Genomic DNA, 23,166 nt, shown 5'->3' with positions numbered 1-23,166 from the left:
CTGCCTTCCACGAGTCGGGCACCCGGGGGTCCGGGGGTCGGAGGTGGTGCCTACGGAGCACAACGAGCCCGCCCGCGAGGGGTATTGGCGCCCGGCGCAGGACACGGGAAGTCGGCTGAAAACGCTCGTGGATCCGGCGTACGCGACGCGTGTGAGCGTGTAGGCGTACGCCGGATCACGGGCGGATGCACCACCGGCCCTGGCCCGGAACCGGCGGCCGGGTGGCCGGCCGGGTGGAGCCGGAGGCTCAGGAGGCGGTACGGACCCGCAGCGCCCGGTGCAGGTCGTCGAGCTGGTCGACGAGCTTGCGGCGCAGCGCCGGGATCATCTCCGCGCCGTCCAGGCACTTCCGGCCGAGACGCAGGGACTCCTCGTCGACCGCGTACAGCGGGAAGGCGTAGCGGCCCGCGGCGTCGGCGATGGCCGGTCCTCGCCGGTCGGCGAGTGCGACGGCCTCGGTGTAGTAGCGGGGCACGTACTCCCGTACCAGCGTGGCCTGTTCGGGCTGCCAGAAGCCCTGGGCGGTGGCGGTGAAGAGGTAGTTGGAGAGGTCGTCCGTCTCGAAGAGCCGGGCCCAGGCGCGGGCCTTGGCCCCGGGGTCGGGCAGTGCGGCGTGGCAGCGGGCCGCGCCTTCCTGGCCGGTGGCGCTGGGGTCGCGTGCCAGTTCGGCGTCGATGGCGGCGGGGCCGACGGCGCCGAGGACGGCGAGCCGGGTGAGGACGCGCCAGCGGAGTTCGGGGTCGAGTTCGGGGCCGCCGGGTACACCGCCGGATTCCAGCCACTCCTGGAGGGCGTCGGGCTGGGTGGCGGCGTCGATGAAGTGGCGTACGGCGGTGAGGCGCAGCCCGGGGTTCTCGCCGTCCTCGGTGCGGCGGATCAGGTCGCGGGAGATCGCGGTGAGGGTGGCGAGCGCGGCCGGGCGGTCGGTGTCGGACAGATAGCGGTCGGTGATCTGGGCGGCGGCGAAGGCCAGGACGCCCTGGACGAGTGCGAGGTCCGTCTCGCGCGGCAGATGGGCGCGGGCGGCGTCCAGGTAGGCGGTGGCGGCGAGGTCGCCGTCGCGGACCATGTCGCGGGCGGCGTTCCAGATGACGGCGCGGGTCAGCGGGTCGGGGATGCCGGACAGGGCGCTCAGGGCGGTGTCCCAGGACGCGGTGTCGAGCCGGATCTTGGCGTAGGTCAGGTCGCCGTCGTTGAGGACGACGAGGGCGGGGCGATGGCCGGCGGCGGTGACGGGTGCGGTCAGCGGCAGGTCGAGTTCGAGGAGGTCGCGCCGGATCAGCCGGGCCGGGTCGGCGGGGTCGAGGTCGTAGGCGCCGACGGTGACGTGGTGCGGGCGGCTGCCGTCGCGTCCGACGTCGAGGGTCCAGCCGCTGCCGGTTCCGGAGATCCGGGGGGTGAGGGTGTCGACGCCCGTGGTGCGCAGCCACCGCTCGGCCCAGGCGTGCACGTCACGGTCGGTGGCGTGGGCGAGGGAGTCGATGAAGTCGGCGAGGGTGGCGTTGGCGAACTTGTGCCGGGCGAAGTGGGTGTTGATGCCGGCGAGGAAGTCCTTCTCGCCGAGCCAGGCGACGAGCTGGCGCAGGGCGGAGGCGCCCTTGGCGTAGGAGATGCCGTCGAAGTTGAGCAGCGCGGAGGCGGTGTCGGGGACGGCGTCGGGGTCGGGGGCGACGGGGTGGGTGGAGGGCCGCTGGTCGGCGTCGTATCCCCAGGATTTGCGGCCGATGCCGAAGTCGACCCAGGTGTCGGTGAAGCGGGTCGCCTCGGTGAGGGTCTGGTAGCCCATGTACTCGGCGAAGGACTCGTTCAGCCAGATGTCGTCCCACCAGGCGAGGGTGACGAGGTCGCCGAACCACATGTGGGCCATCTCGTGGGCGATGACCATGGCGCGGGTCTGGCGTTCGGTGTCGGTGACGGCGGAGCGGTAGACGAACTCGTCGCGGAAGGTGACGAGTCCGGGGTTCTCCATGGCGCCGGCGTTGAATTCGGGGACGAACGCCTGGTCGTACGAGTCGAAGGGGTACGGCTCGGTGAACTTCTCGTGGTACCGGTCGTAGCAGGCGCGGGTGATGTCGAGGATCTCGTCGGCGTCGGCGTCGAGATGGGGTGCGAGGGAGCGCCGGCAGTGGATGCCGAAGGGCAGTCCGGCGTGCTCGGTGCGTACGGAGTGCCAGGGCCCGGCGGCGACCGCGACGAGATAGGTGGAGATGAGCGGGGTGGCGGCGACGGTCCAGTGGCGTCCCTCGGTCCGGGTCGCGACGCCGTTGCCGAGGACGGTCCAGTCGTCGGGCGCGGTGACGGTCAGCTCGAAGACGGCTTTGAGGTCGGGCTGGTCGAAGGCCGCGAAGACCCGCTGGACGTCGTCCATGAACAGCTGGGTGTAGACGTAGGTCTCGCCGTCGGCGGGGTCGGTGAAGCGGTGCATGCCCTCGCCGGTACGGGAGTACCGCATGGCGGCGTCGACGTGCAGCTCGTGCTCCCCGGCGGTCAGGCCGGTGAGCGGGAGCCGGTTCCCGACGAGCGCGGCGGGGTCGAGGGGCCGGCCGTCGAGGGTGACGGAGCGCAGGGTGGCGGGCTTGAGTTCGACGAACGTGTCTCCGGCGGCCCGCGCGGTGAAGGTGATGACGGTGCGGGAGTCGAAGGTGTCCTCGCCGGTGGTCAGATCGAGTGCGATCGTGTACCGGTGGACGTCGAGGAACTGGGCTCGGGTCTGCGCTTCGTCGCGCGTCAGTACGGACATGGGGGCCATGCTGCCCGATCTGCCGCGAGCGGCGCATCAGGGTTCATTGCGCTCTGAGCGCACGGGCGGCGGGGGCCGTCAGCCGGTGTTGCCGCGTGCCTCGTCCGCGATCGTCTCGTGGTGCCTGATCACTTCGGCGATGATGAAGTTGAGGAGCTTCTCGGCGAAGACCGGGTCCAGTCTGGCGCTCTCGGCGAGTTGCCTGAGCCGGGTGATCTGGCGGGCCTCGCGGGCCGGGTCGGCGGGCGGCAGCCGGTGTTCGGCCTTGAGGACGCCGACCTGCTGGGTGCATTTGAAGCGTTCGGCGAGCATATGGACGACGGCCGCGTCGATGTTGTCGATGGACTCGCGGAGGCGGTTCAGCTCGTCTCGCACCGCCTCGTCGAGGCCGGGCCCGCCGGTTCCGTCGGCTCCTCGGCCGGCCGTGCCTGTGTGGTCCGTCTCGGTGTGGTCGGTGCCGGGGTCACTCGTGGTCATGGTCCAGCAGCGTAGATGAGCGCGGCGCGATGGTCGGCGGGTGATCAGGATGCGGGATCTCGTTGCTCCAGCCGCCGGGTACGATGCGCCCCTGCCGCTCGCGGAAGCGGATGGGCGGGATACCGACACGGCGGGTGAACAGCCGTGAGAAATAGGCCGGGTCGTCGTACCCGACGCGCCGGGCGACCGCCCCGACCGGCAGTTCCGTCCCGGCGAGCAGTTCTTTGGCGCGGCCGAGGCGGATGCCCAGCAGGTAGTCCTTGGGGCTGCACCCGGCGGCTCTGCGTACGGCCGTGCGCAGTTCGGCGGGGGTCATGCCGTGGCGGGCCGCGTGCTCGGCGACGGAGAGCGTCCGGCAGGCGTCGCGGGCCAGGGCCTGGAGGACCGGATCGCCCTCGGCGTCGGTGTCGGCGCGGGCGCGGCGCAGCGCGACGAGCAGTTCGTGCACGGCGGCGCCGGTCTCCACTTCGAGCAGCGGGTTGCCCCGGCGGGCGGCGCGGGCGATACGCGCGACGGCCGCCCGTGCGCCCGTCGCGTCGGAGAGCGGTACGACGGGCCGGGCCGGCTCGATATAGCCCAGCTCCGTGTACGTGGCGGTGGCGGGGCCGGTGAAGTCGACGAAGCTCTCGTCCCAGCCGTGCTCCTCGTCGCACCCGTAGTGGTGGGCGGTGCCGGGGGTCAGCCAGAGCAGCGCGGGCGCGATGACGGGGGTGCGCCGCCCGTCGGCCGCGCGGAACCAGCCGCTGCCCGCGCTGATCACCACGGCCACATGGTGATCGAGGGTGCGCGGTCCGACCGTCGGCAGGCGGCCGTGCTGAAGCCCGACGCCGAGGCAGACGAGCCCGAGCCGGTGGTGGACCGGGCCGGGGGTGAAGTACCGCATCCAGGTGTGATACATCCGCTCCCACCTCACCAGTCCGTCGGTCCGTTCGTCCGGTCGTCCGGCCGCGCTCCGGGCGCGCTCCGGGCGCCCCATGCGTCCAACCAGAGGTGATCTTTGTCCATGGACCGTGCCACCGCCAGAGGGAGAGGGTGGACCGCGGTCCGGAAACCGGACGGAGAAGACACGAAGAAGACGCGACGACACGACGACGAACGCGGGACGGGAGAGCGGGGACGGTGACTGAGTCGGTGGCTGAGTTCATGGTGGGGGACGAGGACTTTCTGCTGGACGGACGGCCGGTGCGGCTGCTTTCCGGGGCGCTGCACTACTTCCGGGTCCATGAGGAGCTGTGGGGCCACCGGCTCGGGATGCTGCGCGCCATGGGCCTCAACTGCGTCGAGACCTACGTCCCGTGGAATCTGCACGAGCCGGAGCGCGGTCGCTACCACGACGTGTCCGCGCTCGGCCGGTTCCTGGACGCCGTGCGCGAGGCGGGGCTGTGGGCGATCGTGCGGCCGGGCCCGTACATCTGCGCCGAGTGGGACAACGGCGGGCTGCCGCACTGGCTGACCGGCCCGCTGGGCGCGCGCGTACGGACGAGGGACCCCGCGTATCTGGCGCAGGTGGAGCGGTGGTACCGCGAGCTGCTCCCCCAGGTCGCCGCGCGCCAGATCGGCGAGGGCGGCCCGGTGATCATGGTGCAGGTCGAGAACGAGTACGGGAGTTACGGCTCCGACCAGGTCTATCTGGCCCGGCTGACCGAGCTGACCCGGGCCTGCGGGATCTCCGTACCGCTGGTCACCTCGGACGGCCCCGAGGACCATATGCTCACCGGCGGTTCGGTCCCCGGGCTGGCGGCGACGGTCAACTTCGGCTCGGGTGCCCGCGCCGCCTTCGAGACCCTGCGCGGGCACCGCCCCGACGGGCCGCTGATGTGCATGGAGTTCTGGTGCGGCTGGTTCGACCACTGGGGCGGTGAGCATGTCGTACGGGATCCGGCGGACGCGGCCGGCGCGCTGCGCGAGATCCTGGAGTCCGGCGCCTCGGTCAATGTGTACATGGCGCACGGCGGTACGAACCTCGCGGGCTGGGCGGGCGCCAACCGGGCCGGGGAGCTGGCCGACGGGGCGCTCACACCGGACGTCACCTCGTACGACTACGACGCGCCGGTCGACGAGGCGGGCCGGCCGACGGAGAAGTTCTGGCGGTTCCGCGAGGTGCTGGCGGAGTACGGGAGCGGCCCGCTGCCCGAACCGCCGCAGCCGCCGCCCGCCCTGGCCGGTCCCGTACGCGCGGAGTTCACCGCGTGGGCGCCGCTGGACGAGGTCGTGGAGTGCCTCGGCGGCCCCGAGTCGGAGACGGCGCTGCCGCCCACCTTCGAGGAGCTGGGGGTGGACCGCGGTCTGGTGCGCTACCGGCTGGAGGTCCCGGGCCCCCGTGCGCCCCTGACCCTCACACTGGCCGGGCTGCGCGATCTGGCCGTGGTGTACGTGGACGGGGTACGGGCGGAGGTGCTCGACGGCGAGACCGCGGCCCTGGCGAAGCCGGTGGCCGGGCCCGCGTCCGTCGAGATCTGGGTCGAGTCGCTGGGCCGGGTCAACTACGGGCGGCGGCTCGGCGAGTCCAAGGGCATCACGGGCGGGGTGCTGCACGAACGTCAGTATCTGCACGGCGTACGGGCCCGGGGCCTGCGTCTCGACGCCTTCGACGACGCGCGGGCGGTGGCGGGGATCCCGTTCCGCGCCACGTTCCGCGCACCAAACGGCGGGGCGGACGGCGGGGCGGGATGGGGGCCCGACGCGGGACGGGGGCTCCACCGCGCCGCCTTCGAGGTCGCGGGCGCGGGCGACGCCCGGCTCACGCTCCCCTCCTGGACCCGGGGCTTCGTCTGGGTGAACGGCCACTGCCTGGGCCGCTACTGGTCGCGGGGCCCGCAGGATTCGCTGTACGTGCCGGGTCCGGTGCTGCGCGAGGGCGGCAACGAGGTGTGGGTGCTGGAGCTGGAGGCCGCGGGTGCCCCGTACGTACAGCTCGCCCCGTGCGAGGCCCCGTACGAGTCCCCGTACGAGGTCCTGTCCGAGGCCCTGTCCGACGAGTAGGTCCGGACGTACGGAGGGGCCGGTCCCGGCGGTGTGCCCGGGACCGGCCCCTTCTCCGCGCCCTACGCCTCCCATACCTCGAACGCGTCGAGCACGAACTCCGCCTTCCCGTCGTCGCCCGTCTTGCGCAGCCCCACCCACGCCCCGCCCCGCTCGGGCGCGGTGAACTCGTAGCTCAGCACGGTCGGTTCGGTCGCGACGGGCAGGTCCTCACGTGTCAGCTCCCGCGCCTCCGGCTCGTCCACGGCCGTGACCCAGGCGTACTGGCCCGCCTTCTCGTTCTCGTACCGGAACGAGACCCGGTAGCGCCGCCCCGGCTCGAAGCGGACGGTGTGCTGGACGGTCCGGTAGACCACTCCCCCGTTCTCGCCGCGCGACTTGAGCGATTCGGTGCCGTCGATGACATCGTCGATCGCCTTGCCGTTCCAGCCCCGCTGGGTGAACGGCGCGTGCCGCTGCGCGATATGCGTACGGGGGTCGGTGACGGCGCCCGCGTCGCCCTTCACGAAGACACCCCATCCCTGCGGCACGTTCTGGAAGTCCTCGAAGGCCAGCGTGCCCGGCTTGGCGGCCGGCCGCGCGCGGACGATCCGTACGTTGTCGAAGCGCACCCGCGCGTCGCCCTCCGCCGCCCGCAGCGTGAGCCGGACCGGGCCGCCGCCCTCCGGGACCGTGAAGTGGGTGAACATCCGCTGGAAGCGGGTGCCGTGCTTACGGTCGGCGGCGACGTAGTTGGCCGCGGTGGAGACGTCGGTCCAGTTCACGGCCGTGACGCCGTCGGCGGTCCGTACCTCCAGGGCGGCCCTGCGCCGGAGCCCGGCCGTCTCCCCCACCTCGACCTGTACGGACGCCGCGTATGTGCCGGGCGCGAGCCGCTCCAGACGCTGGCCGACCGCCGCCTCCGCGCCCGCGCCGATCACCAGCTCGTAGTCGCCGAGGGCGCTGCGTTCCACGGTCGCCGGGCCGCTGACCGTCCAGCCGTCCAGTGAGCCGGAGTGGAAGCCCGGGTCGTGCAGCGGGGTGGCCTGGCCCCAGTCCGGGTCCGCGGGCTTCCGCCCGGCCCGGCTCCGGTACAGCACGTACGGCTGTCCCGCCTCGGCGTCGAGCGTGACCCGGCCGCCCCGTACCGGTAGGTCGCGCACATGGACCCGGCCCTGGTCGGTGAGCCGGTAGAGGGCCACTTTCGACAGGCCCGCCCAGCCGCGCGGCAGCCGCCAGTCGCTGCTGCCGCCCTCCGGGTTGTAGTGGTAGAGCTTGTCCGGGTCGGTCGCCCGGCGCGGTTCCCAGGGCAGCAGATAGCGTCCGCCCTCGTACACGACCCGTCCGTCGGTCGTGATGCGGCGGGTGCCGTCCGCGTCGGAGACGACCGTCCGTGTCGGTCCTGAGAGGCGGATCTCGTGCTCGCTCCAGCGCGCGATCGGATACGCCTGGAGGTACTTCGCGGCCAGGGAGTGGGTCCAGATCAGCCGGTAGAAGGCCGTCCAGTCGGTCTTGCCGACCCAGCCCTCGAAGCCGCCCATCCTCGGGATGCCGAGCAGTGTCGGCCACTTGTCGGCGAAGACGTCCTTCTGGTGGTTGCGGATGAACCGGATCAGCTGGGAGTTGACGCCCCGGGAGGTGTCGGCGGAGCCGTAGTCGGTCTCGGTCGCCCAGTGCGTCCAGAGCGACGAGCGCTCCAGGCCGTGGCCATACTCCGTGGTGATCTGCCAGCCCTGTTCGCGCAGCGCGCGCTGGAGCCGGTCGGAGTTCCAGCCGGACTCCTTGAAGACGTCGATGTAGAGGGTGTTCAGCGCGGGGTCGGTCTGGTCGCGCAGGTCCTGGAAGCGCTTGATGATGTCACCGGAGACCAGATCGCGGCGGGCGTCGATGCGGTAGCTCTGGTCGAGCCAGTCCCACTGCGGGTCGTTCTTGTCCACGAGCGTTTCGGAGAAGGCGTGGGCGACGGGGTAGGACTCGGTGGCGTTGACATGCACCCCGAAGTCGCACTGCCACTTCCTGCCCTCCCTGACCAGGGTGTTGAGGTCGTCGAGGCCGCCGGCGCGCTGGTTGTAGTTGCCCGCGTAGTCGGGGTGCGCCGAGTCATGGCCCTCCGACTGGTAGCCCTTGAGCAGGGTGTACTGCCGCAGCCCGTCGGTGGCCAGCGAGATCCGCTTGACCTGGTCGAGGGTGGCGAGGAACGGATTGGTGGCCTGGCTGGCGAAGTTGAACGGGATGTGCGGGACGACCCGCAGATGCTGCCGGTCGGCGCCGAGCGGGCTGACCATGATGTCGCGGAAGGCGGTGGCCGCGTCCTGCCAGTCGACGGCGCGGCCCGCTCCGCCCGCGCCCGCGTCGTCACGTGTCCCGGTGACGACGACCGTGGCGTACGGCAGCGGTTCGGTGGCCTCCACGGGGGAGTTCGCCGCGCGGTGGGTCCACTGCCCGCACCGCAGCCGCCCTTCCGTCCCCCCGTCGTCGGCGCGCACGACGTGATGCCACAGCCGGCCGTTGTCCCAGGTGGCGCCCGGCGTGTCGGCGGGCCGGTCGTAGACGGTGTTGGTCTCGACCGCGCCGCCGAGCCGGTCGTGCACGACGACGGCGTAGGCACAGCCCGCCGGAGCGCGTTCCGGGGTGTCGCCGCCGATCGCGGTCAGTGTGTCGCCGCTCTCGGCCTTGTCCAGTTCGATGCGTGCGGTGAGCAGTACGGCGCCGGGCTGGTCGGAGCGTACGGACAGCAGCGCCAGCTCGGGCAGTTCCAGGGTGCCGACGCGCAGGGCGGGGGTATCGGCGATCCGGGTGACCCGCCAGTCGACGCGCCATCCGGAGACCGTGATCTCGACGTCGATCTCGGTGCCGCCGTCGAAGGCGAGGGTGTACGCGATCCGGCCGCTCCCGTTCCGCGCGTTCCGGGTGCGCACCGCCGGGGTGTGGTCCGTACCGTCGATCCGTACGGAGGCGACCGGGTCGCGCTGCCCGTACAGCACGGCGCCGGTCTCCCGGCCGGTGTACGAGACGACGCGCGGGAAGCCGCTGTCGACCCGTACCTCCAGCTCCCGGGAGCGGAGCACGGTCTCCCGCGCCCCGCCGGACGGTGACGGGCCGGAAGCCAGGGCGGGGGACGCGCCGAGAGCGACGCCGGCGCCCGCGAGTGCGGTGGCGGCGACGACGGTTCTGCGGCGGGGGCCGCGGTCTGCTGCGTTGACGTACACGCTCGCTCCTCTTCGTTCACGGATTCGACCTACGGATGCGGGGATCCGTGCACGTCAATCTCCGTCGCGAGGTGCGAGCGCGCCCATGGACAAAGGCGGGGCAGATGTTGGACTAACGCGTCCGGCCATCTGCCCCGCCCCGGGGTCCTACGGTGTCACGTCAGAGAGTCGACGCGGCCGAGGCGATCTGGGAGGCGAAGGTCGAGACCTCGGTGTAGACACCGGGGTAGTTGGGCCGGGCGCAGCCGTTGCCCCAGCTCACGATGCCGACCTGGATGAAGGCTCCGGCGTTGTCCTTGCGGAACATCGGACCGCCCGAGTCACCCTGGCAGGTGTCCGTGCCGCCCTGGGCGAACCCGGCGCAGATCTCCTCGCCCGTTATGATCTCGCCGCCGTACGACGAGTTGCAGCTGGCGTCGGAGACGAACGGGACGGTGGCCTTGAGGAGGTAGCGCTGCTGGGCGCCGCCCTCGGTGGCCGCACCCCAGCCGGCGACGGTGAAGTTGCCGGTGTTGTACTGCGTGGTGGTGGCGATCTTCAGGGTCGGCAGGTTGATGGGCGCGGCGAGCTTGATCAGCGCCCAGTCCTTGCCCGCGCCGTTGTAGCCGGGGGCCTGGAGCACCTTGGTGGACTTGACCTTGATGGCGCTGGAGCTCTGGAGGTCGACGACACCGGCGGTGGCGGTGATGCTCGTGTTGTTACCGGATCCGCTCACACAGTGCGCGGCGGTCAGCACGACGGTGGGGGAGTACAGCGCGCCACCACAGCCCATGGAGAGCCGGACCATGAAGGGGAATTCGCCCTGGGCGGCGCGGGTGCCGCCGACGACGGGAGGTGCGAGCGGCGCCGCGGCCTGGGTCTTGGGCGCGACCGGCGCGGGCGCGGCGGAAGCGGAGGACGGCTGGAGGCTGATGGCGGCGAGCACGACCGTGCCGGCGGCGGCGGTTCTCTTGAGGACACCCAGAATGCTCAACGGTCTGCCTTTCATGGGGGGCTTGAGGGATTCACACTCAAGGCGGGCCTGGATCAACGCGCGTTGCGAGTCGCTGACATGGGCCCGACAAGAAAGCGTGATCCGGATTATGCGGAGGGGATAAGCCGCGCCACAAGAACCTGCTTTCAGCCACTCGGCAGGGTCACCCTTCGGCCACTGTCCCCTGACCGGACGGCGCGTTCCCTGACCGGACGCGCCGTCCACCGATCAGACGCGCCGTCCGCCCGTCAGACGCGCCGTCCGCTGATCGGACGCACCCGCCGGGCGTGCCCCTCCGGCGCCCGGCGTGTCCACGTAGAGTTGACGCGAGCGGGCCCGGCCGTCCCGCGCGGGAGGACTCGGACGCGGGACCGCGGGACGCAGGGGGTACGGACGTGACGAACGGCGGCGAGGTCCAGCACGGCTATCCGCATCTCGACACGGCGCGCGCGGCCATCACGGCGCTCTACCGGCGGCTCTCGGCCGACGGAATCCGCGCGTACGCCGCCAGCGTCGCCCCGGCCGATGTCGCCTTCTCCGACGTGGACGATCTCTACCTGGGCACCCAGCGCGTGGCCCACGCCCTGGTCCAGCAGCTGCGGCTGCCGGACGCACGGGTGATCGTGAGCTTCCGCGACATGAAGCAGGCGGCGAACGTCGAGCTGACCGCGGGGCCGGAGTACTTCATCGAGCTGAACAACCGCTTCCGTACCCACCGCAGGGACATCGGCGCCGCGCTCGCCCACGAGATCACCCATGTCCTGCTGCATCGCCTCGGTCTCTCCTTCCCCGGCACCCACGACAACGAGATCCTCACCGACACCGCCACGACCTATCTGGGCGCCGGCTGGCTCCTTCTGGACGCCTACCGCGAAGACCGCGATTCCAGCCAGAAACTCGGCTATCTCACCCCCGAGGAGTTCGGCTACGTCCTGGCCAAGCGCGCGCTCGTCTTCGACGAGGACCCGCGGATCTGGTTCACCAGCCCGCAGGGCTACACGTCGTATACGAAAGGCCGGGCGCAGTCGCTGCGTGACGAGCAGCAGCCGCCGCTGACCACCGCCGGCTGGTCGGGCCGGCACCGCTACGCCAAGGACCGCCGCTACGCGCTGGAGAACCCGGGCGCCGCGACCGCCCCCGTCGCGCCGTACGCGCCGTACGCCTTCGAGCATCTGGCGGACGGTCTGCGCGTCTCGTTCCCCTGCCCCACCTGCCTCCAGCGCATCCGGGTGCCGGTCCGCGGCCGGGTGCGGGCGCGGTGCGGACTGTGCGCGAGCGTGCTGGACTGCGACACCTGAGCGGACGGGCCGCCTGCCCGCACCCCGTGTCCCGCACCCCGTTTCCCGGGCGGAACCGGGCCGCCGCGTATCCCGGGCGACGGTGCGTCCCCGGCGAACGTAGGGTCGAAGCATGACGAATGAGCCGACAGCGGGCACGGGCGTCGACGAACTGTTCACGGCGGTGGGCGGTGGCGCCGACGACTCGGTGGTACGGCTGCTCCGCGCCGGAGTCTCCGCCGAGTCGACCGACGGGGACGGCGAAACGATCCTCTACCGCGCGGCGGTCAGCGACGAACCGGGGCTCGTACGCCTGCTGCTCACGGCGGGCGCCGACCCCCGCCGGGCGAGCGGCCGGGACGGCGGTGATCTGCCGCTGTGCGGGGCGGCCTGCGGCGGGCACACCGAGGTGGTCCGCGCCCTGCTCGCGGCCGGCGCCCCGCCCGACGGCCGCGAGGAGTTCGGCTTCACCGCGGTCTCCTGGGCGGTCGTGCAGGGCTTCGCGGACACGGTCGAAGCGCTGCTGGAGTACGGCGCCGACCCCGATCTGCCGGGCCCCGGGGGCGAACCGCCGCTGCTGCTGGCCGCCCGCCGCGGCTCCGCGCCCGCCGTGCGGGTCCTGCTCCGCTACGGCGCGGGCGCGCCCGACGGCGTGTACGCGCGGACGCGCGACGCCGCGCTCGCCGAGGCCCGGCGCTGGCTCACCCGCGATGTGGAACAGGAGCTGCGGACCGGGCTGCTGAGCGCGTACGGCGACGGTTACGAGACGGAGACGCGCCGGATCGAGGAGGACGGCTCGGAGACCGTCGTCGTCGAACTGCTCAGGGACGGCGAGCCGGTGGCCGGCCGCGAGCAGCAGACCGGGCACGCGGCCGTCGCGACGATACTCGAAACGGAACTGGGCCTGGCGACGCCGTACGAGGAGCTGGCGGCGCGGGCGCTGCGCTGCGGGGACCCCGGCAGGGACGACTGGACGGAGTCGGTGTCCGCGCTGTGGCGGCGCCGTGACGAGGAGACGTTCCAGGCCGCCGCCGCGTGGTGCGCGGGCGACGAGCCGCTGCGGCGGGCCTTCGCCGCCGATGTGCTGGCGCGGCTGGGCGCGGCGGACGGGGAGAGTCCGTTCGCCGCCCGCGCGGTGCCGCTGCTGCGCGAACTGTCCCGGCGGGCCGTGGAGCCTGAGCTGGTCCGCGCGGTCGTGGTGGCGCTCGGCCAGTACGGCGACCCGGCGGCGCTCCCGGAGATCCTGCGCCACACCGGGCACCCGGACACCGGGGTACGGCGCCGGGCGGCCCTCGCGCTGACCGGGCTCGTACCGGGCGACGACCGCGACGCGGTGTGGGCGCTGACGCTGCTGAGCAGGGACACGGACGCGTCGGTCAGACACCGCGCGGTCGTGGCGCTGGCGGGCCTGGACGCGGACACGCCCGAGCTGCGCGAGGCGCTGGCGGCCCGGCTGGACGACCCGGACGCGGGCACGGCCGCCGAGTCGGCGAAGGGGCTGGCGGCCCGCCGCGATCCGCGCGCGGTCGAGGCACTGGCCCGGATCCTCGGCGACGAGGACCCGGAGGGATACGCGCGCAGGACAGCGGTGGAGGCCGTGCGGTACGTACCGCACGGCCCGGAGCGACGGCGCCTGGAGCGGACACTCCCGCGCCGCCGCTGAGAACGACCGGAGAGGTCGGAGCCCAAGGCCCCGGAGCCCAAGACCCCGGAGCCGGACGCCCCGGAAGCGAAGAAGCCGGAGTCAGAGCAGCCGGAGTCAGAGCAGCCGGAGTCAGAGCAGCCGGAGCACCCCGGGTGCCTCTTCCTCGATCAGTCGCACCAGTTCGTCGAAGACGGTCGGACCGCCGCCCGCCCGGACAGCGTCCAACCGCGCCTGGACGGCGGCCCTGTTGTCGGGGTGCGTACGCTCCAGCCGCCGCTGGAGCGTACGCACGGTCTCCTCCTGGCCGAGTGCGCGGCGCGAGAGTTCGTGCCGGCGCCATTCGATGACGAAGTCGCCGTCGTCCGGCGTTCCGTACCCGCCGCGCAGACAGTCGGCGAGCGCGTCGAGATTGCTCCCGAAGTACCCGCCCGGCCCGTTCACGGCCGCGCCGATCACCTGCCAGAAGCGTTCGAGGCCGGTGACCTCCGCCCCGTCGATCACATATGTCACCGTCATGGGACGGAGGTTACCTTCCGGTTCCGGTCGACGACCGGTCAGCAGCTGTGGTTGACGAGGGAGAACGACGCGTAGTGGTCGGCGGTGTAGTAGTCCTCGTTGTTCCGGTTGCCCGTGACGATGCGGCGCGCGCCGCGGTTCGAGGAGCCGGGCGTCTTGACGGTGTACTCGTGGTAGTAGCCGTTCGACTGGCTCGGCAGGATGCCTTCCCGGTTCTGGAAGACACCGCCGTCCTGCGGGTACGGGTACGGCCCGCCCCGGTCGATGAGGTCGAGGGTGTCGTGGGCCTGAACAGGCAGCCGCGAGTAGCAGATGCTGCCGACCGCGGTGGGGGCGGCGGTGGCGGTGGCGGTGACTCCGCCGACGAGGAGGGTCGAGACCAGAGCGGCGATGCCACCGAGGGTGGCGATCCGTGGGGGAATTCGCATGGCCCCATGATGACGCGCGTAGACGCGTACACGTCAATGCCAACTGCGTGGAATTTCCGGGAAGTTAACCAACCGGCCCGTCTCCGTAGCGCCTCGTACACCCCGCGCGGGCCCGGACGACACCCCCGCGCGGGCCCGGACGCGCGGAAGCCCGGTGGCGCGCGGAGCGCGGTACCGGGCTTCCGTTCCTCGTACGTGGACCTCGCGATACGCGGACCTCGCGGTACGCGGACCTTCAGAGCGTCTCGCGCGGCTTCCGCGTCAGGCCGCGGTGCGGCGACCGCCCTCGGCGCCGCGGTCGGGACGGCCGCGACGGCCCCGGCTGCCACGGCTGCCGCGCGAGGCGCCGCCGAGACGGGTCGCGCCGCCCCCGGTGCCCGAGCGGGTCGCGCCGCCGCCCGCGCCCGAGCCTCCGCCCGTGCCACCGGCCGCGCCGCCGCCCGCGCCCCCGCCGGTGTTCTTCCTGGCCGGGCGCGACGCGCGCGTCTTCGGCTTCGCCTGGACCGGCTGCTGCGGCACCTCGATGGTGACGGCCACCCCGGAGGGCACCCGCGCGCCGGTGAGCGTCGCCAGTTCCTCGTCCGTGGACTTGATCCGCGCGGACCGGGGAGCGATCCCCGCGTCCGACATCAGCCGGGTCATCTCGCGCCGCTGCTCGGGCAGTACGAGCGTCACGACACTGCCGGACTCCCCCGCCCTCGCGGTGCGTCCGCCGCGGTGCAGATAGTCCTTGTGGTCGACCGGCGGGTCGACGTTCACGACCAGGTCGAGATCGTCGACATGGATGCCGCGGGCCGCGACGTTCGTCGCGACGAGGCAGGTGACCAGTCCGTTCTTGAACTGTTCCAGCGTCCGGTTGCGCTGCGGCTGCGACCGGCCGCCGTGCAGCCCCGAGGCCCGTACGCCGCTCGCCAGCAGCCGCTTGACCAGCCGGTCCACCGACCGCTTGGTGTCCAGGAAGAGCAGCACGCGGCCGTCGCGTGCCGCGATCCGCGTGGTGACTTCCTTCTTGTCCGTCTCGTCCAGGACGTAGAGCACATGGTGCTCCATCGTCGTGACCGCGCCCTGCGACGGGTCGACGGAGTGCACGACCGGGTCCGTCAGGTACTGCCGTACGAGCCGGTCGATGTTCTTGTCCAGCGTCGCCGAGAACAGCATCCGCTGCCCGTCCGGCTCGACCTGCTTGAGCAGCGCGGTGACCTGCGGCATGAAGCCCATGTCGGCCATCTGGTCGGCTTCGTCGAGCACGGTGATCGACACCTGGTCGAGCCGGCAGTCGCCGCGCTCGATGAGGTCCTTCAGCCGGCCAGGGGTCGCGACGAGCACCTCGGCGCCGCGCCGCAGCGACCCCGCCTGCTTGCTGATCGAGAGCCCGCCGACGACCGTCGTCAGCTTCAGATTGACGGCGGTGGCGTACGGGGTCAGCGCGTCGGTCACCTGCTGCGCCAGCTCACGCGTGGGTACGAGCACCAGCGCGAGCGGGGCGCGCGGCTCAGCGCGCCGGCCGGCCGTACGGGCGAGCAGCGCCAGCCCGAAGGCGAGCGTCTTGCCGGAGCCGGTGCGTCCACGGCCCAGAATGTCGCGGCCCGCGAGGGAGTTGGGGAGCGTCGCGCCCTGGATGGGGAACGGGGTGGTCACGCCCTGCGCGGTGAGCGTCTTGAGCAGTCCTGCGGGCATGTCCAGCTCGTCGAACGCCTCGACGGCGGGCAGCGCGGGGGTCAGGGTCTCCGGCAGCGTGAACTCCTGCGGGCGCGCGGCGGGGCGGCGGGCGGCCGGCCTCGCCGAGCCCTTCGCGGGCGCCTTCGCGCGGGAGTTCACCGGGCGCTTGCCGGCGGGGCGGGCAGCGCGAGCCGGGCGTTCGGAACGAGTCATTCGGAAAAAGCCTTCCTGGGCCTGAGAACAGCGCGAGCCGGGACCCGCACCTGCACGGTGCGGGCCCCGGCTGCGAGGTACACGTCCGGAAATTAGGCCGGGACGATGTTCTCCGCCTGCGGGCCCTTCTGGCCCTGCGTGACGTCGAACGAGACCTTCTGGCCCTCCTGGAGCTCACGGAAGCCCTGGGTGGCGATGTTCGAGTAGTGGGCGAAGACGTCGGCGCCGCCGCCGTCCTGCTCAATGAAGCCGAAGCCCTTTTCCGAGTTGAACCACTTCACGGTGCCAGTAGCCATGTCATTCTCCTAAAACAGGTGCAGAGCCGGAAATCCGCACTTTACGGATTCCTCGTCGCCGCATTGAGCCCCATCCGGAGAAGCCGGCAAAAACAATAATGCGCCTGAGGAACATTCCCGTCAGGCGCACATAAAGTTCATGGGTACCAAAACTGCAACGCTGTCAGCCTAGCACGCCCCGGCGCCCGCGCAACGATCACCCCTGATCCTCCCGGGGCGGACCCTCGCCGGACCCGCGCCGTACGGTGCGCAGCGGCCGGTCCGGCCGCCAGATCCGCATGACCAGGTCCTCTCCGTCCAGCCCGGTCCACACCACCTCACCGAGGTCCACCCGGAAGAGATGGAACGGAAGCGGAGGTTCGACCTCCGCCGCGAACCGCACGAGCGTCTCCTCGTCCGTGATCTCGACCGCCCGCCCGGCGATTTTGGCGTCACCGTCGGCCATCTCACTGCCCTCGCCCGGATTCGCGTGCAGGGCGAAGCGCGGGTCGCGCGCCAGATCGAGCGCTTTCAGCGAATTGGGCATCATGCCGAGCCACAACTCCCCGAATCGGAAGGTGACTTCGAGCCCTGTCAGGCGCGGCGAGCCGTCCTTGCGGAGCGTCGCGAGGACATGGTGGACGTGCTGCTCGAATCGCCGCTGAACGGTCTCGGCGAAGTGCGGCTCCGCCGAGACGAAATCGGCCCAGGTGAATGTCATGCGTCCAGCCAACACGGGATACCGGACATCTACTGTCGCCTTTTACGGCCACCCGCCTTCTTACGGCCCACCCGCCTTCTTACGGTTCACCCACCTTTCACGGCCCGCGTGCCACGAACCTCCGGGTGCCGCCGCCGGGGACCACGACCTCGACGGGGGTTGGCCGCGACCCATGTCGCGATATAGCGTTAGTGCTCCGGTCGTACCGTCGGCCGCATCACCCGAAGACCCTTCACGCGAAGACCTTCGACAGACCGGGACGGATGCATGTCGCAGGAGATCTCGCCCACCGGGAAGCGCTCCGGCCCCGGCTCGTCGCCCGCGCTGCGGGCCTCCCACGCGGACCGGGACCGAGTGGTGGACGTGCTGCGCATCGCGGCGGGAGACGGCCGGCTGACCTCGGACGAGCTGGACGAGCGCCTGGAGACCGCCCTGTCGGCGCGGACCCTCGGCGAACTCGCGGCACTCACCGTCGATCTGCCGCCCGTCCCGGCCTCGACCGGCGCGGCCATGGCGGAGGTCAAGGACGTACTCCGGATCGACCAGCGGTTCAGCTCGGTCGAACGGGCCGGGCAGTGGGTGGTGCCGCGGAGGCTGGAGCTGGCGGCGGAGTGGTGCGAGGTGACGCTCGACTTCACTCAGGCGGTGATCACGCAGGACACCTTGCGGATCGACGTGGACATGCGCGGCAAGAACCTGACGCTGGTGACGACGCCGGGCATCGTGGTCGACGCCGACGCCCTGCGACTGGAGCACAGCGGGCTCAAGATCCGTCAGACCCGGGCCCCCGGTACGCCGGTCACACTGCGAGTGGAGCTGGTCGGCAACAAGAGCTTCGGCCGCGTCGTGGTGCGGCCTCCACGCCGGACGTTCGGACAGTGGCTGCTGCGCAGACCGCCGTCCCCGCCGGCCGGCGATCGCGCCGCCTGAGCGACGCGACGACGCGAGCGGCGCTACGGGTCTAGCGGCACTACGGGCCGAGGCGGGCGCTCAGGGTTTCCATGTCGGGCACGAACCACAGCTGTGTGCCGCGATTGCTCTCACGGACGAAGTCCCGCAGCGCGGCGCTGTCGGCCGTGTGCCGCGCGATGTCGCCGACGACGGCGACGCGCAGCCGGTAGTTGGCGAACTTCTGGACGATGTCCCCGGCGACGCGGGTGCGCAGCTGGAAGAAGGCGTCCTCGAACCGGACGGCCGGGATGACGACCCAGGCGGCGCCGAGGTAGTGCGCGTCACCGATGAGGTCGAGCGCCTCGCGCTCGCCGCGTACCGGATCTCCGTCGGGAGCGCAGAGGAAGACGGGTACGCCATGGATGTGTTCGATCATTCCGGCTTCCTGTTCCTTTTTCGTTCCGGTTTTTCGTTCCGGTTCGTTCGGTTCGTTCGGTTCATTCCGGTTGCCCGGTCAGGGCGTTGATGATCTTGAGCAGTTCGGCGGTGCTGTCCAGGCCGCCCAGGATGATGACCTTCAGCACGGCCCGTTCCTCGTCGTAGACCGTCTCGACGCGCAGCCGTTCCCCGCCGTCCTGGCCGTGCGCGATGGCGGCCATGACCGTGTTCGTCAGACGGATGGTCGCCTCGGGGCCGATCACGTCGATCCGCACGATGACGGATGCCTCGGCATGGCGCCCGCCCCGGTCGGCGGAGGGCGCGGAAGAGGGCGCCGGGCGGCCGGTGAACGCCTCCAGGTCCTCACGCGCGATCCGGTACTGCTTGCCGATGCGGGTCGCGGCCAGCCGGCCGTCCCGTACGTAGCCGCGCACCGTTCGTACGTGCAGGTCCAGCAGCTCCGCCACCTGGTCCACCGAGTAGTACTGCTGTGGCAATGACTCCAGCCCTTCTTCCCTATCCGCACCTAAACTACCACTCCACCGACACCCTTCAGGGAAGTTTAGGGGCGTTTTCCGATCGGCCGACGACTGTGGCCGATCGGACCGCGCGCGTGGCCGGTCGGCCGATGCGCCGGTACGGGGCGGACGCCTAGCGTCGTTCGCGAACGGATCAGCCGCCACATCCGCAGTCGCACCCGAGGGGAATCGCCCGATGGAGAACCACCCACAACTCGCCTCCGTGACCACCGAGTTCGAGACCGATGTCAGCGAACTCCTCGTGGAGACGATTCAGCGCGCGGTCACGTGCGAGTCGCGGACCGTGGGCACGGAAGACCTGCTCTCCACCCTGGTCATGGGCGACTCGGCGGCCGGCGAGGCGATCGCCCCCGGCATGCGGCAGGCCGGTGCGCTGAGCGGACTGATCCGCGGCCGGGCGGGGGTCGGTTGGGCGAGCGACGACCACGACAACGAGACGTCGGGCGAACCCGCCGATGAGCACGAGGTCGCCGCCGCGTGGCGCGTCGCGCAGTGGCAGACCGCGTTGCGCGCCCGGAAGACGACGAAGGCCCCCAAGACGGCGGAGGCAGCGGAGCCCGCGAAGGCGGCAGAGTCCGCGAAGGCGGCCGAGACGGCAGACACGGTCACCCGGGGCGACCAGGAATGGCCCGAGCCGTCCGGGGCCCTGCGCGCCTGCCTCTTCCTCGCCCTCGGGCTCGCCCGCCTGGAGGCGTCCCCCGGTGTGTACGCCCGCCATGTCGCCCGCGCCCTGCTCGACCTCCCCGACAGCAGGGCGCGGGAAGCCTACGCGCTGCGGCGGCTGGACCGGACCGCCGCGTACGCCGCACTGGACGCGCTGGACGCACGCGACTCGCGGGAGTCGACGGGCACGTCCGCGACCGATCACCCGCTCTCCCACGCCGCCACCGTCCTGCGCCGGGCCGGGCTGCTGGAGGACCGGAGCAACTGGCTGGCGCGCAAGGTGATGGCATGGACGACCCAGCACCCCGGCGACGGCACGTCCATGCTGTTCGCGGTGACCGTCGAGGCGGGTCGCCAGGCCGTACGGTGCGGACGGAGCGCGGCGGAGCCGGTCGATCTGCTGCTGGCCGTCCTGGCCCTGGACCGGGCGCTGTCCCTCGCCGGACGGTCACTGCCGGACAGGGTCGCGGCCACGAACGGGGCCGCGGATCTGCTGCACAGGCATGGAGTACGGCCGGAGGCGCTCGCCCTGTCCGCCCTCGCCGCCGAACCCTCCCCCGTACCCGATGAGGTGCCGCTCTCCGCCGCCGCCGAGCGGACCGTCGCCTCGGCCCGGCTCATCGCGGCCGAGCACGACGCCTCCTCGGCCGGAACGGTGCACCTCCTGGCCGCGCTCCTCGATGACGCGGCGGACGACGACGAGGGCTCGGTCTCGCGGCGGCTGCGCGCGCACGGCGTGGACCCGACCGCGCTGAAGGCGGATCTGGGTCCGCGACTGAGCGCGTGAGGGGCCGCCCCACACGGCGCCCGGCGGCCCCGGCCGAGGCTACCGTTGCGGCCCGGAGGTCCTCCGGACAGAGGTCCGAGCGAGGGGCGGGAGCAGGGATGGACATGTCGCGGCCGATACCGACGCCCGCGCGGGCGGCCTGGGCGCGCGCGAGGTCCGGGACGGCGCAGGTCGTACGGTCGGTACGGAACGAGGCGGCGGGAGCATGGCCGGCCGTGCGCCGGGCCCCGCGCCGTACCGTCGTCACCGAGACGCTGACCGTCGTCCTGACGGGCGCCCTCGGACTGGTCCCCCTGTTGCTGGTGCGGCCCGACCGGCCGGTACTGGCCGTACTGGAGGCGCTCTACGCGGCGTGCCTGATGCCGCTGCGGCGATACCGTCCGGTACAGGCGGTGCTGGGGACGGGGCCGTTGCTGGTGGGCCCCAATGTCTGGGTGCTGGCGGTGGTACCGCTGATCGTGCTGTCCGCCACCCGCCGCATCGCGCCGCCCCGGGCCTGGCGCGCGGCGGGGATCGCCTGCGCGGTGTGCGTCGTGCTGACGATCAGCGGAAGCCTGATCGTGCCGGGCGCCTGGGTGGAGCACCTGGCGGGGAACGCCGCCTCGGCCGTTCTCCTCGTCGTGCTCCCCGCGCTCGCCGGGACACTGCTCGGGCGGCGCCGCCCCCTGGTCAGTCTGCTGCGGGAACGCAACGCCTATCTGGAGCAGGCCCGTTCGCTGACGGCGGCGGCGGCGCGGATGGAGGAACGTACCCGGATCGCCGGTGAGATGCACGACCTCCTGGGCCACCGGCTCAGCCTGATCTCGGTGCACGCCGGGGCGCTGGAAATGGCCGCCGCGCGCCAGGCACCGCCGTTGGCGGGCCAGGCCGAGCTGTTGCGTACGACGGCCGGTACGGCGATGGAGGAACTCCGCGACATCCTGGGCCTGTTGCGGCGCGAGGACGCCACCTCGGTGTCCGACAGCGACCGGGGGACGCGCGAGGACATCAGCGCCCTGGTGGCCGAGTCCCGGCGGGCGGGTGTCACGGTGGAGCTGGACTGGTCCGTCCCCGACACCGCTGATCCGAGCCCGCGCACACGCCAGTCGATACACCGCGTGGTCCGCGAGGGGCTGACGAACGTACTGAAGCACGCGTCCGGAGCGCCCACGCGCGTGGAGATCGGGAAGGGGAATGGCGGGATCGAGGTCTCCGTCACCAACGAGGCACCGCGCGAGGGCCGTCACCCACAACCCGGGAACCGCAGCGGGCTGGTGGGCCTGGAGGAACGGATCGCCCTGCTCGGGGGTTCGTTCACGGCGGGACCACTGTGGGACGGCGGCTTCCGGGTGACCGCGCTGCTGCCGTCGCATCCGAACGGGATGCCCCGGACCGCCGTCCCCCCGCCCGCGACGAGCGGCCCGGGAACACGGGAGCAGGGAGCACTCGGGCAGGGAGCACTCGGGCAGGGAGCACTGGGGCAGGGAGCACTGGGGCAGGGAGCGGTCCGCACGGGAACCCGTCCTCCCCTGTCGTCGGAAGTCCTCACCTGGCCAAGAGTGTTGGGCGCGGGCTGCGCGGCGGCGTTCGTCGTACTGCCCACGGCCGCGTTCCTGATGTTTCTCCTGACCATGGCCGTCCTAAGATGAACAGGTGATTCGAGTCCTGATTGCCGACGACGAGACGCTGATGCGCGCCGGCATCCGGCTGATCCTGGAGAACGCGGACGACATCGAGGTGGTGGCCGAAGCGGCCGACGGCCGCGAGGCCGTCGCGGCCTGCCGGGACCGGACCATCGACGTGGCGCTGCTCGACATCCAGATGCCGGGCAGGGACGGGATCGCCGCGGCGGAGGAGATCGCCCGTATCTCGCCCGCCACACACGTGGTGATGCTCACGGCCTTCGGCGAGGAACAGAGCGTGACGCGCTCCCTCCGGGTCGGCGCGAACGGTTTCCTGCTCAAGGACACCGGCCCCACGGAGCTGATCCACTCGGTACGGCTCGCCGCGAACGGCGAACCGGTGCTGGCGCCCCGGATCACGCGGCTGCTGATGGAACGGCACGTACGGTCCACCCAGGACACCCAGGACGCCCGGCGCCGAACGGAGAAACTGACCGCCGCCGAGCGGGACGTCCTGCGGCTGGTCGGGACGGGCCTGTCGAACGCGGAGATCGCCGATCAGCTCTATCTGAGCGCCAGTACGGTCAAAGCGCACATCAGCCGGATCCTGACGAGCACGGGCTGCGCCAACCGCGTCCAGGCGGCGGTCCTGGCGCACGACGCGGAGCTGCTCGCCGACCGCTGAGCCGGACCGGGAGAGGTCTACGAGACCCCCGGCGCGAGCGAGAGATGCGCCCAGACCATCTTCCCTGGCCCGTTCCGCTCGCTGACCCCCCAGACATCGGCCAACGCCTCCACGAGGACGAGCCCCCGCCCGTCACAGGCATCGGGCGCGGGCACCCGTGGCCTCGGCTGCTCGTACGACGCGTCATGTACCTCGATACGGAGCCCGTGGGGCCGCGGTACGTAACGGGTCTCGATCTCGCGTCCGGGAGATACGCGGGCGTGCCGGGCGGCATTGGTGAGCAGCTCGGAAAGAATCAGCACAGCCGAATCCTCCAGCGCGGAAAGCCCCCATCCGGCCAGCGCTTTGCGCAACTCCAGCCGCGCGAGCCCGACACAACTCGGATGACGGCTCCACCGCAGTACGACGGAGCCGTAGTAGGGGGAGTTGGGATGGCTGATGTCCGGCCGGCCTTCCATCACCATGGTG

The 23,166-nt window shown here is 72.0% G+C and carries 20 protein-coding genes; 7 read left to right on the top strand and 13 right to left on the bottom strand.

The features are described 5' to 3' along the window. Nucleotides 1-247: 247 nt before the first annotated feature. The 3 genes from pepN to ACIOGX_RS09860 form a co-directional block, all read right to left on the bottom strand. Nucleotides 248-2,740: an aminopeptidase N gene (gene pepN, locus ACIOGX_RS09870; RefSeq protein ID WP_401911746.1), complete on the bottom strand. Its 2,493-nt coding sequence runs from the start codon at nt 2,738-2,740 to the stop codon at nt 248-250. Between the two features lie 78 nt (nt 2,741-2,818). Continuing rightward, a complete protein-coding gene (locus ACIOGX_RS09865) occupies nt 2,819-3,217 on the bottom strand; it encodes a chorismate mutase (protein ID WP_356507385.1) in 399 nt (132 codons plus the stop codon). Beyond that, nucleotides 3,204-4,115, bottom strand: coding sequence for an AraC family transcriptional regulator (locus tag ACIOGX_RS09860; protein WP_401911743.1), 912 nt, complete (start codon nt 4,113-4,115; stop codon nt 3,204-3,206). Before ACIOGX_RS09860 ends, ACIOGX_RS09865 begins: the two co-directional genes overlap by 14 nt. A gap of 233 nt (nt 4,116-4,348) precedes the next feature. Between ACIOGX_RS09860 and ACIOGX_RS09855 the strand changes: the two genes are divergently transcribed. Then, nucleotides 4,349-6,199 carry a beta-galactosidase family protein gene (locus tag ACIOGX_RS09855; RefSeq protein ID WP_401911740.1) on the top strand — a complete coding sequence of 617 codons (1,851 nt, stop codon included), beginning with the start codon at nt 4,349-4,351 and terminating at the stop codon, nt 6,197-6,199. A 62-nt stretch (nt 6,200-6,261) separates the two neighbouring features. On the opposite strand, the gene ACIOGX_RS09850 is transcribed toward ACIOGX_RS09855, so the two are convergent. Then, nucleotides 6,262-9,387 carry an endo-alpha-N-acetylgalactosaminidase family protein gene (locus tag ACIOGX_RS09850; RefSeq protein ID WP_401911737.1) on the bottom strand — a complete coding sequence of 1,042 codons (3,126 nt, stop codon included), beginning with the start codon at nt 9,385-9,387 and terminating at the stop codon, nt 6,262-6,264. A 160-nt stretch (nt 9,388-9,547) separates the two neighbouring features. After that, complete coding sequence (locus ACIOGX_RS09845) at nt 9,548-10,375, bottom strand: serine protease (protein ID WP_356507377.1); 828 nt, start codon at nt 10,373-10,375, stop codon at nt 9,548-9,550. Between the two features lie 380 nt (nt 10,376-10,755). Between ACIOGX_RS09845 and ACIOGX_RS09840 the strand changes: the two genes are divergently transcribed. Together ACIOGX_RS09840 and ACIOGX_RS09835 are read left to right on the top strand one after the other, a co-directional pair. Then, nucleotides 10,756-11,658: a hypothetical protein gene (locus ACIOGX_RS09840; RefSeq protein WP_356507375.1), complete on the top strand. Its 903-nt coding sequence runs from the start codon at nt 10,756-10,758 to the stop codon at nt 11,656-11,658. A 112-nt stretch (nt 11,659-11,770) separates the two neighbouring features. Then, nucleotides 11,771-13,300 carry an ankyrin repeat domain-containing protein gene (locus ACIOGX_RS09835; protein ID WP_401911733.1) on the top strand — a complete coding sequence of 510 codons (1,530 nt, stop codon included), beginning with the start codon at nt 11,771-11,773 and terminating at the stop codon, nt 13,298-13,300. A gap of 111 nt (nt 13,301-13,411) precedes the next feature. On the opposite strand, the gene ACIOGX_RS09830 is transcribed toward ACIOGX_RS09835, so the two are convergent. From ACIOGX_RS09830 to ACIOGX_RS09810, 5 genes are all read right to left on the bottom strand, one after another. Beyond that, nucleotides 13,412-13,798: a barstar family protein gene (locus ACIOGX_RS09830; protein WP_129769482.1), complete on the bottom strand. Its 387-nt coding sequence runs from the start codon at nt 13,796-13,798 to the stop codon at nt 13,412-13,414. A gap of 38 nt (nt 13,799-13,836) precedes the next feature. After that, nucleotides 13,837-14,226, bottom strand: a complete 390-nt coding sequence (locus ACIOGX_RS09825) for a ribonuclease domain-containing protein (protein WP_383967383.1) — start codon at nt 14,224-14,226, stop codon at nt 13,837-13,839. A 261-nt stretch (nt 14,227-14,487) separates the two neighbouring features. Continuing rightward, entirely contained in the window at nt 14,488-16,098 is a 1,611-nt protein-coding gene (locus tag ACIOGX_RS09820; protein WP_356507369.1) for a DEAD/DEAH box helicase, read from the bottom strand. 92 nt (nt 16,099-16,190) lie between these two features. Beyond that, nucleotides 16,191-16,394 (bottom strand): cold-shock protein, encoded by a 204-nt coding sequence (locus tag ACIOGX_RS09815; protein WP_015607926.1) that lies wholly within the window; start codon nt 16,392-16,394, stop codon nt 16,191-16,193. Between the two features lie 196 nt (nt 16,395-16,590). Then, on the bottom strand, nt 16,591-17,094 hold the full coding sequence (locus ACIOGX_RS09810) for a pyridoxamine 5'-phosphate oxidase family protein (RefSeq protein WP_356507366.1): 504 nt from the start codon (nt 17,092-17,094) through the stop codon (nt 16,591-16,593). Nucleotides 17,095-17,361: 267 nt separating this feature from the next. On the opposite strand from ACIOGX_RS09810, the gene ACIOGX_RS09805 reads away from it, so the two are divergent. Next, entirely contained in the window at nt 17,362-18,024 is a 663-nt protein-coding gene (locus ACIOGX_RS09805; protein WP_356507364.1) for a DUF1707 domain-containing protein, read from the top strand. Nucleotides 18,025-18,064: 40 nt separating this feature from the next. On the opposite strand, the gene ACIOGX_RS09800 is transcribed toward ACIOGX_RS09805, so the two are convergent. Further along, nucleotides 18,065-18,421, bottom strand: coding sequence for a DUF4180 domain-containing protein (locus tag ACIOGX_RS09800; RefSeq protein WP_401763240.1), 357 nt, complete (start codon nt 18,419-18,421; stop codon nt 18,065-18,067). 61 nt (nt 18,422-18,482) lie between these two features. Beyond that, nucleotides 18,483-18,920 (bottom strand): helix-turn-helix domain-containing protein, encoded by a 438-nt coding sequence (locus tag ACIOGX_RS09795; protein WP_401911728.1) that lies wholly within the window; start codon nt 18,918-18,920, stop codon nt 18,483-18,485. Between the two features lie 217 nt (nt 18,921-19,137). Here ACIOGX_RS09795 and ACIOGX_RS09790 point away from each other — a divergent pair, with 217 nt between their 5' ends. From ACIOGX_RS09790 to ACIOGX_RS09780, 3 genes are all read left to right on the top strand, one after another. After that, a complete protein-coding gene (locus ACIOGX_RS09790) occupies nt 19,138-20,412 on the top strand; it encodes a hypothetical protein (protein ID WP_401911725.1) in 1,275 nt (424 codons plus the stop codon). Nucleotides 20,413-20,516: 104 nt separating this feature from the next. Then, nucleotides 20,517-22,040 carry a sensor histidine kinase gene (locus ACIOGX_RS09785; protein WP_401911722.1) on the top strand — a complete coding sequence of 508 codons (1,524 nt, stop codon included), beginning with the start codon at nt 20,517-20,519 and terminating at the stop codon, nt 22,038-22,040. A 4-nt stretch (nt 22,041-22,044) separates the two neighbouring features. Next, the gene (locus ACIOGX_RS09780; protein WP_129769468.1) at nt 22,045-22,698 is read left to right on the top strand and encodes a response regulator transcription factor; all 654 of its coding nucleotides are present in this window, start codon (nt 22,045-22,047) and stop codon (nt 22,696-22,698) included. A gap of 17 nt (nt 22,699-22,715) precedes the next feature. Here the strand turns inward: ACIOGX_RS09780 and ACIOGX_RS09775 are convergent, their stop codons facing one another. Then, a complete protein-coding gene (locus ACIOGX_RS09775; protein WP_401763229.1) occupies nt 22,716-23,162 on the bottom strand; it encodes an ATP-binding protein in 447 nt (148 codons plus the stop codon). Between the last annotated feature and the right edge of the window lie 4 nt (nt 23,163-23,166).

The sequence above is a fragment of the Streptomyces sp. NPDC088147 genome, from assembly GCF_044741565.1.
In the GTDB taxonomy this organism is placed as follows: domain Bacteria; phylum Actinomycetota; class Actinomycetes; order Streptomycetales; family Streptomycetaceae; genus Streptomyces.
The sequence above is the reverse complement of the archived record's forward strand: the minus strand, read 5'-3'. Positions and strand labels throughout refer to the sequence as shown.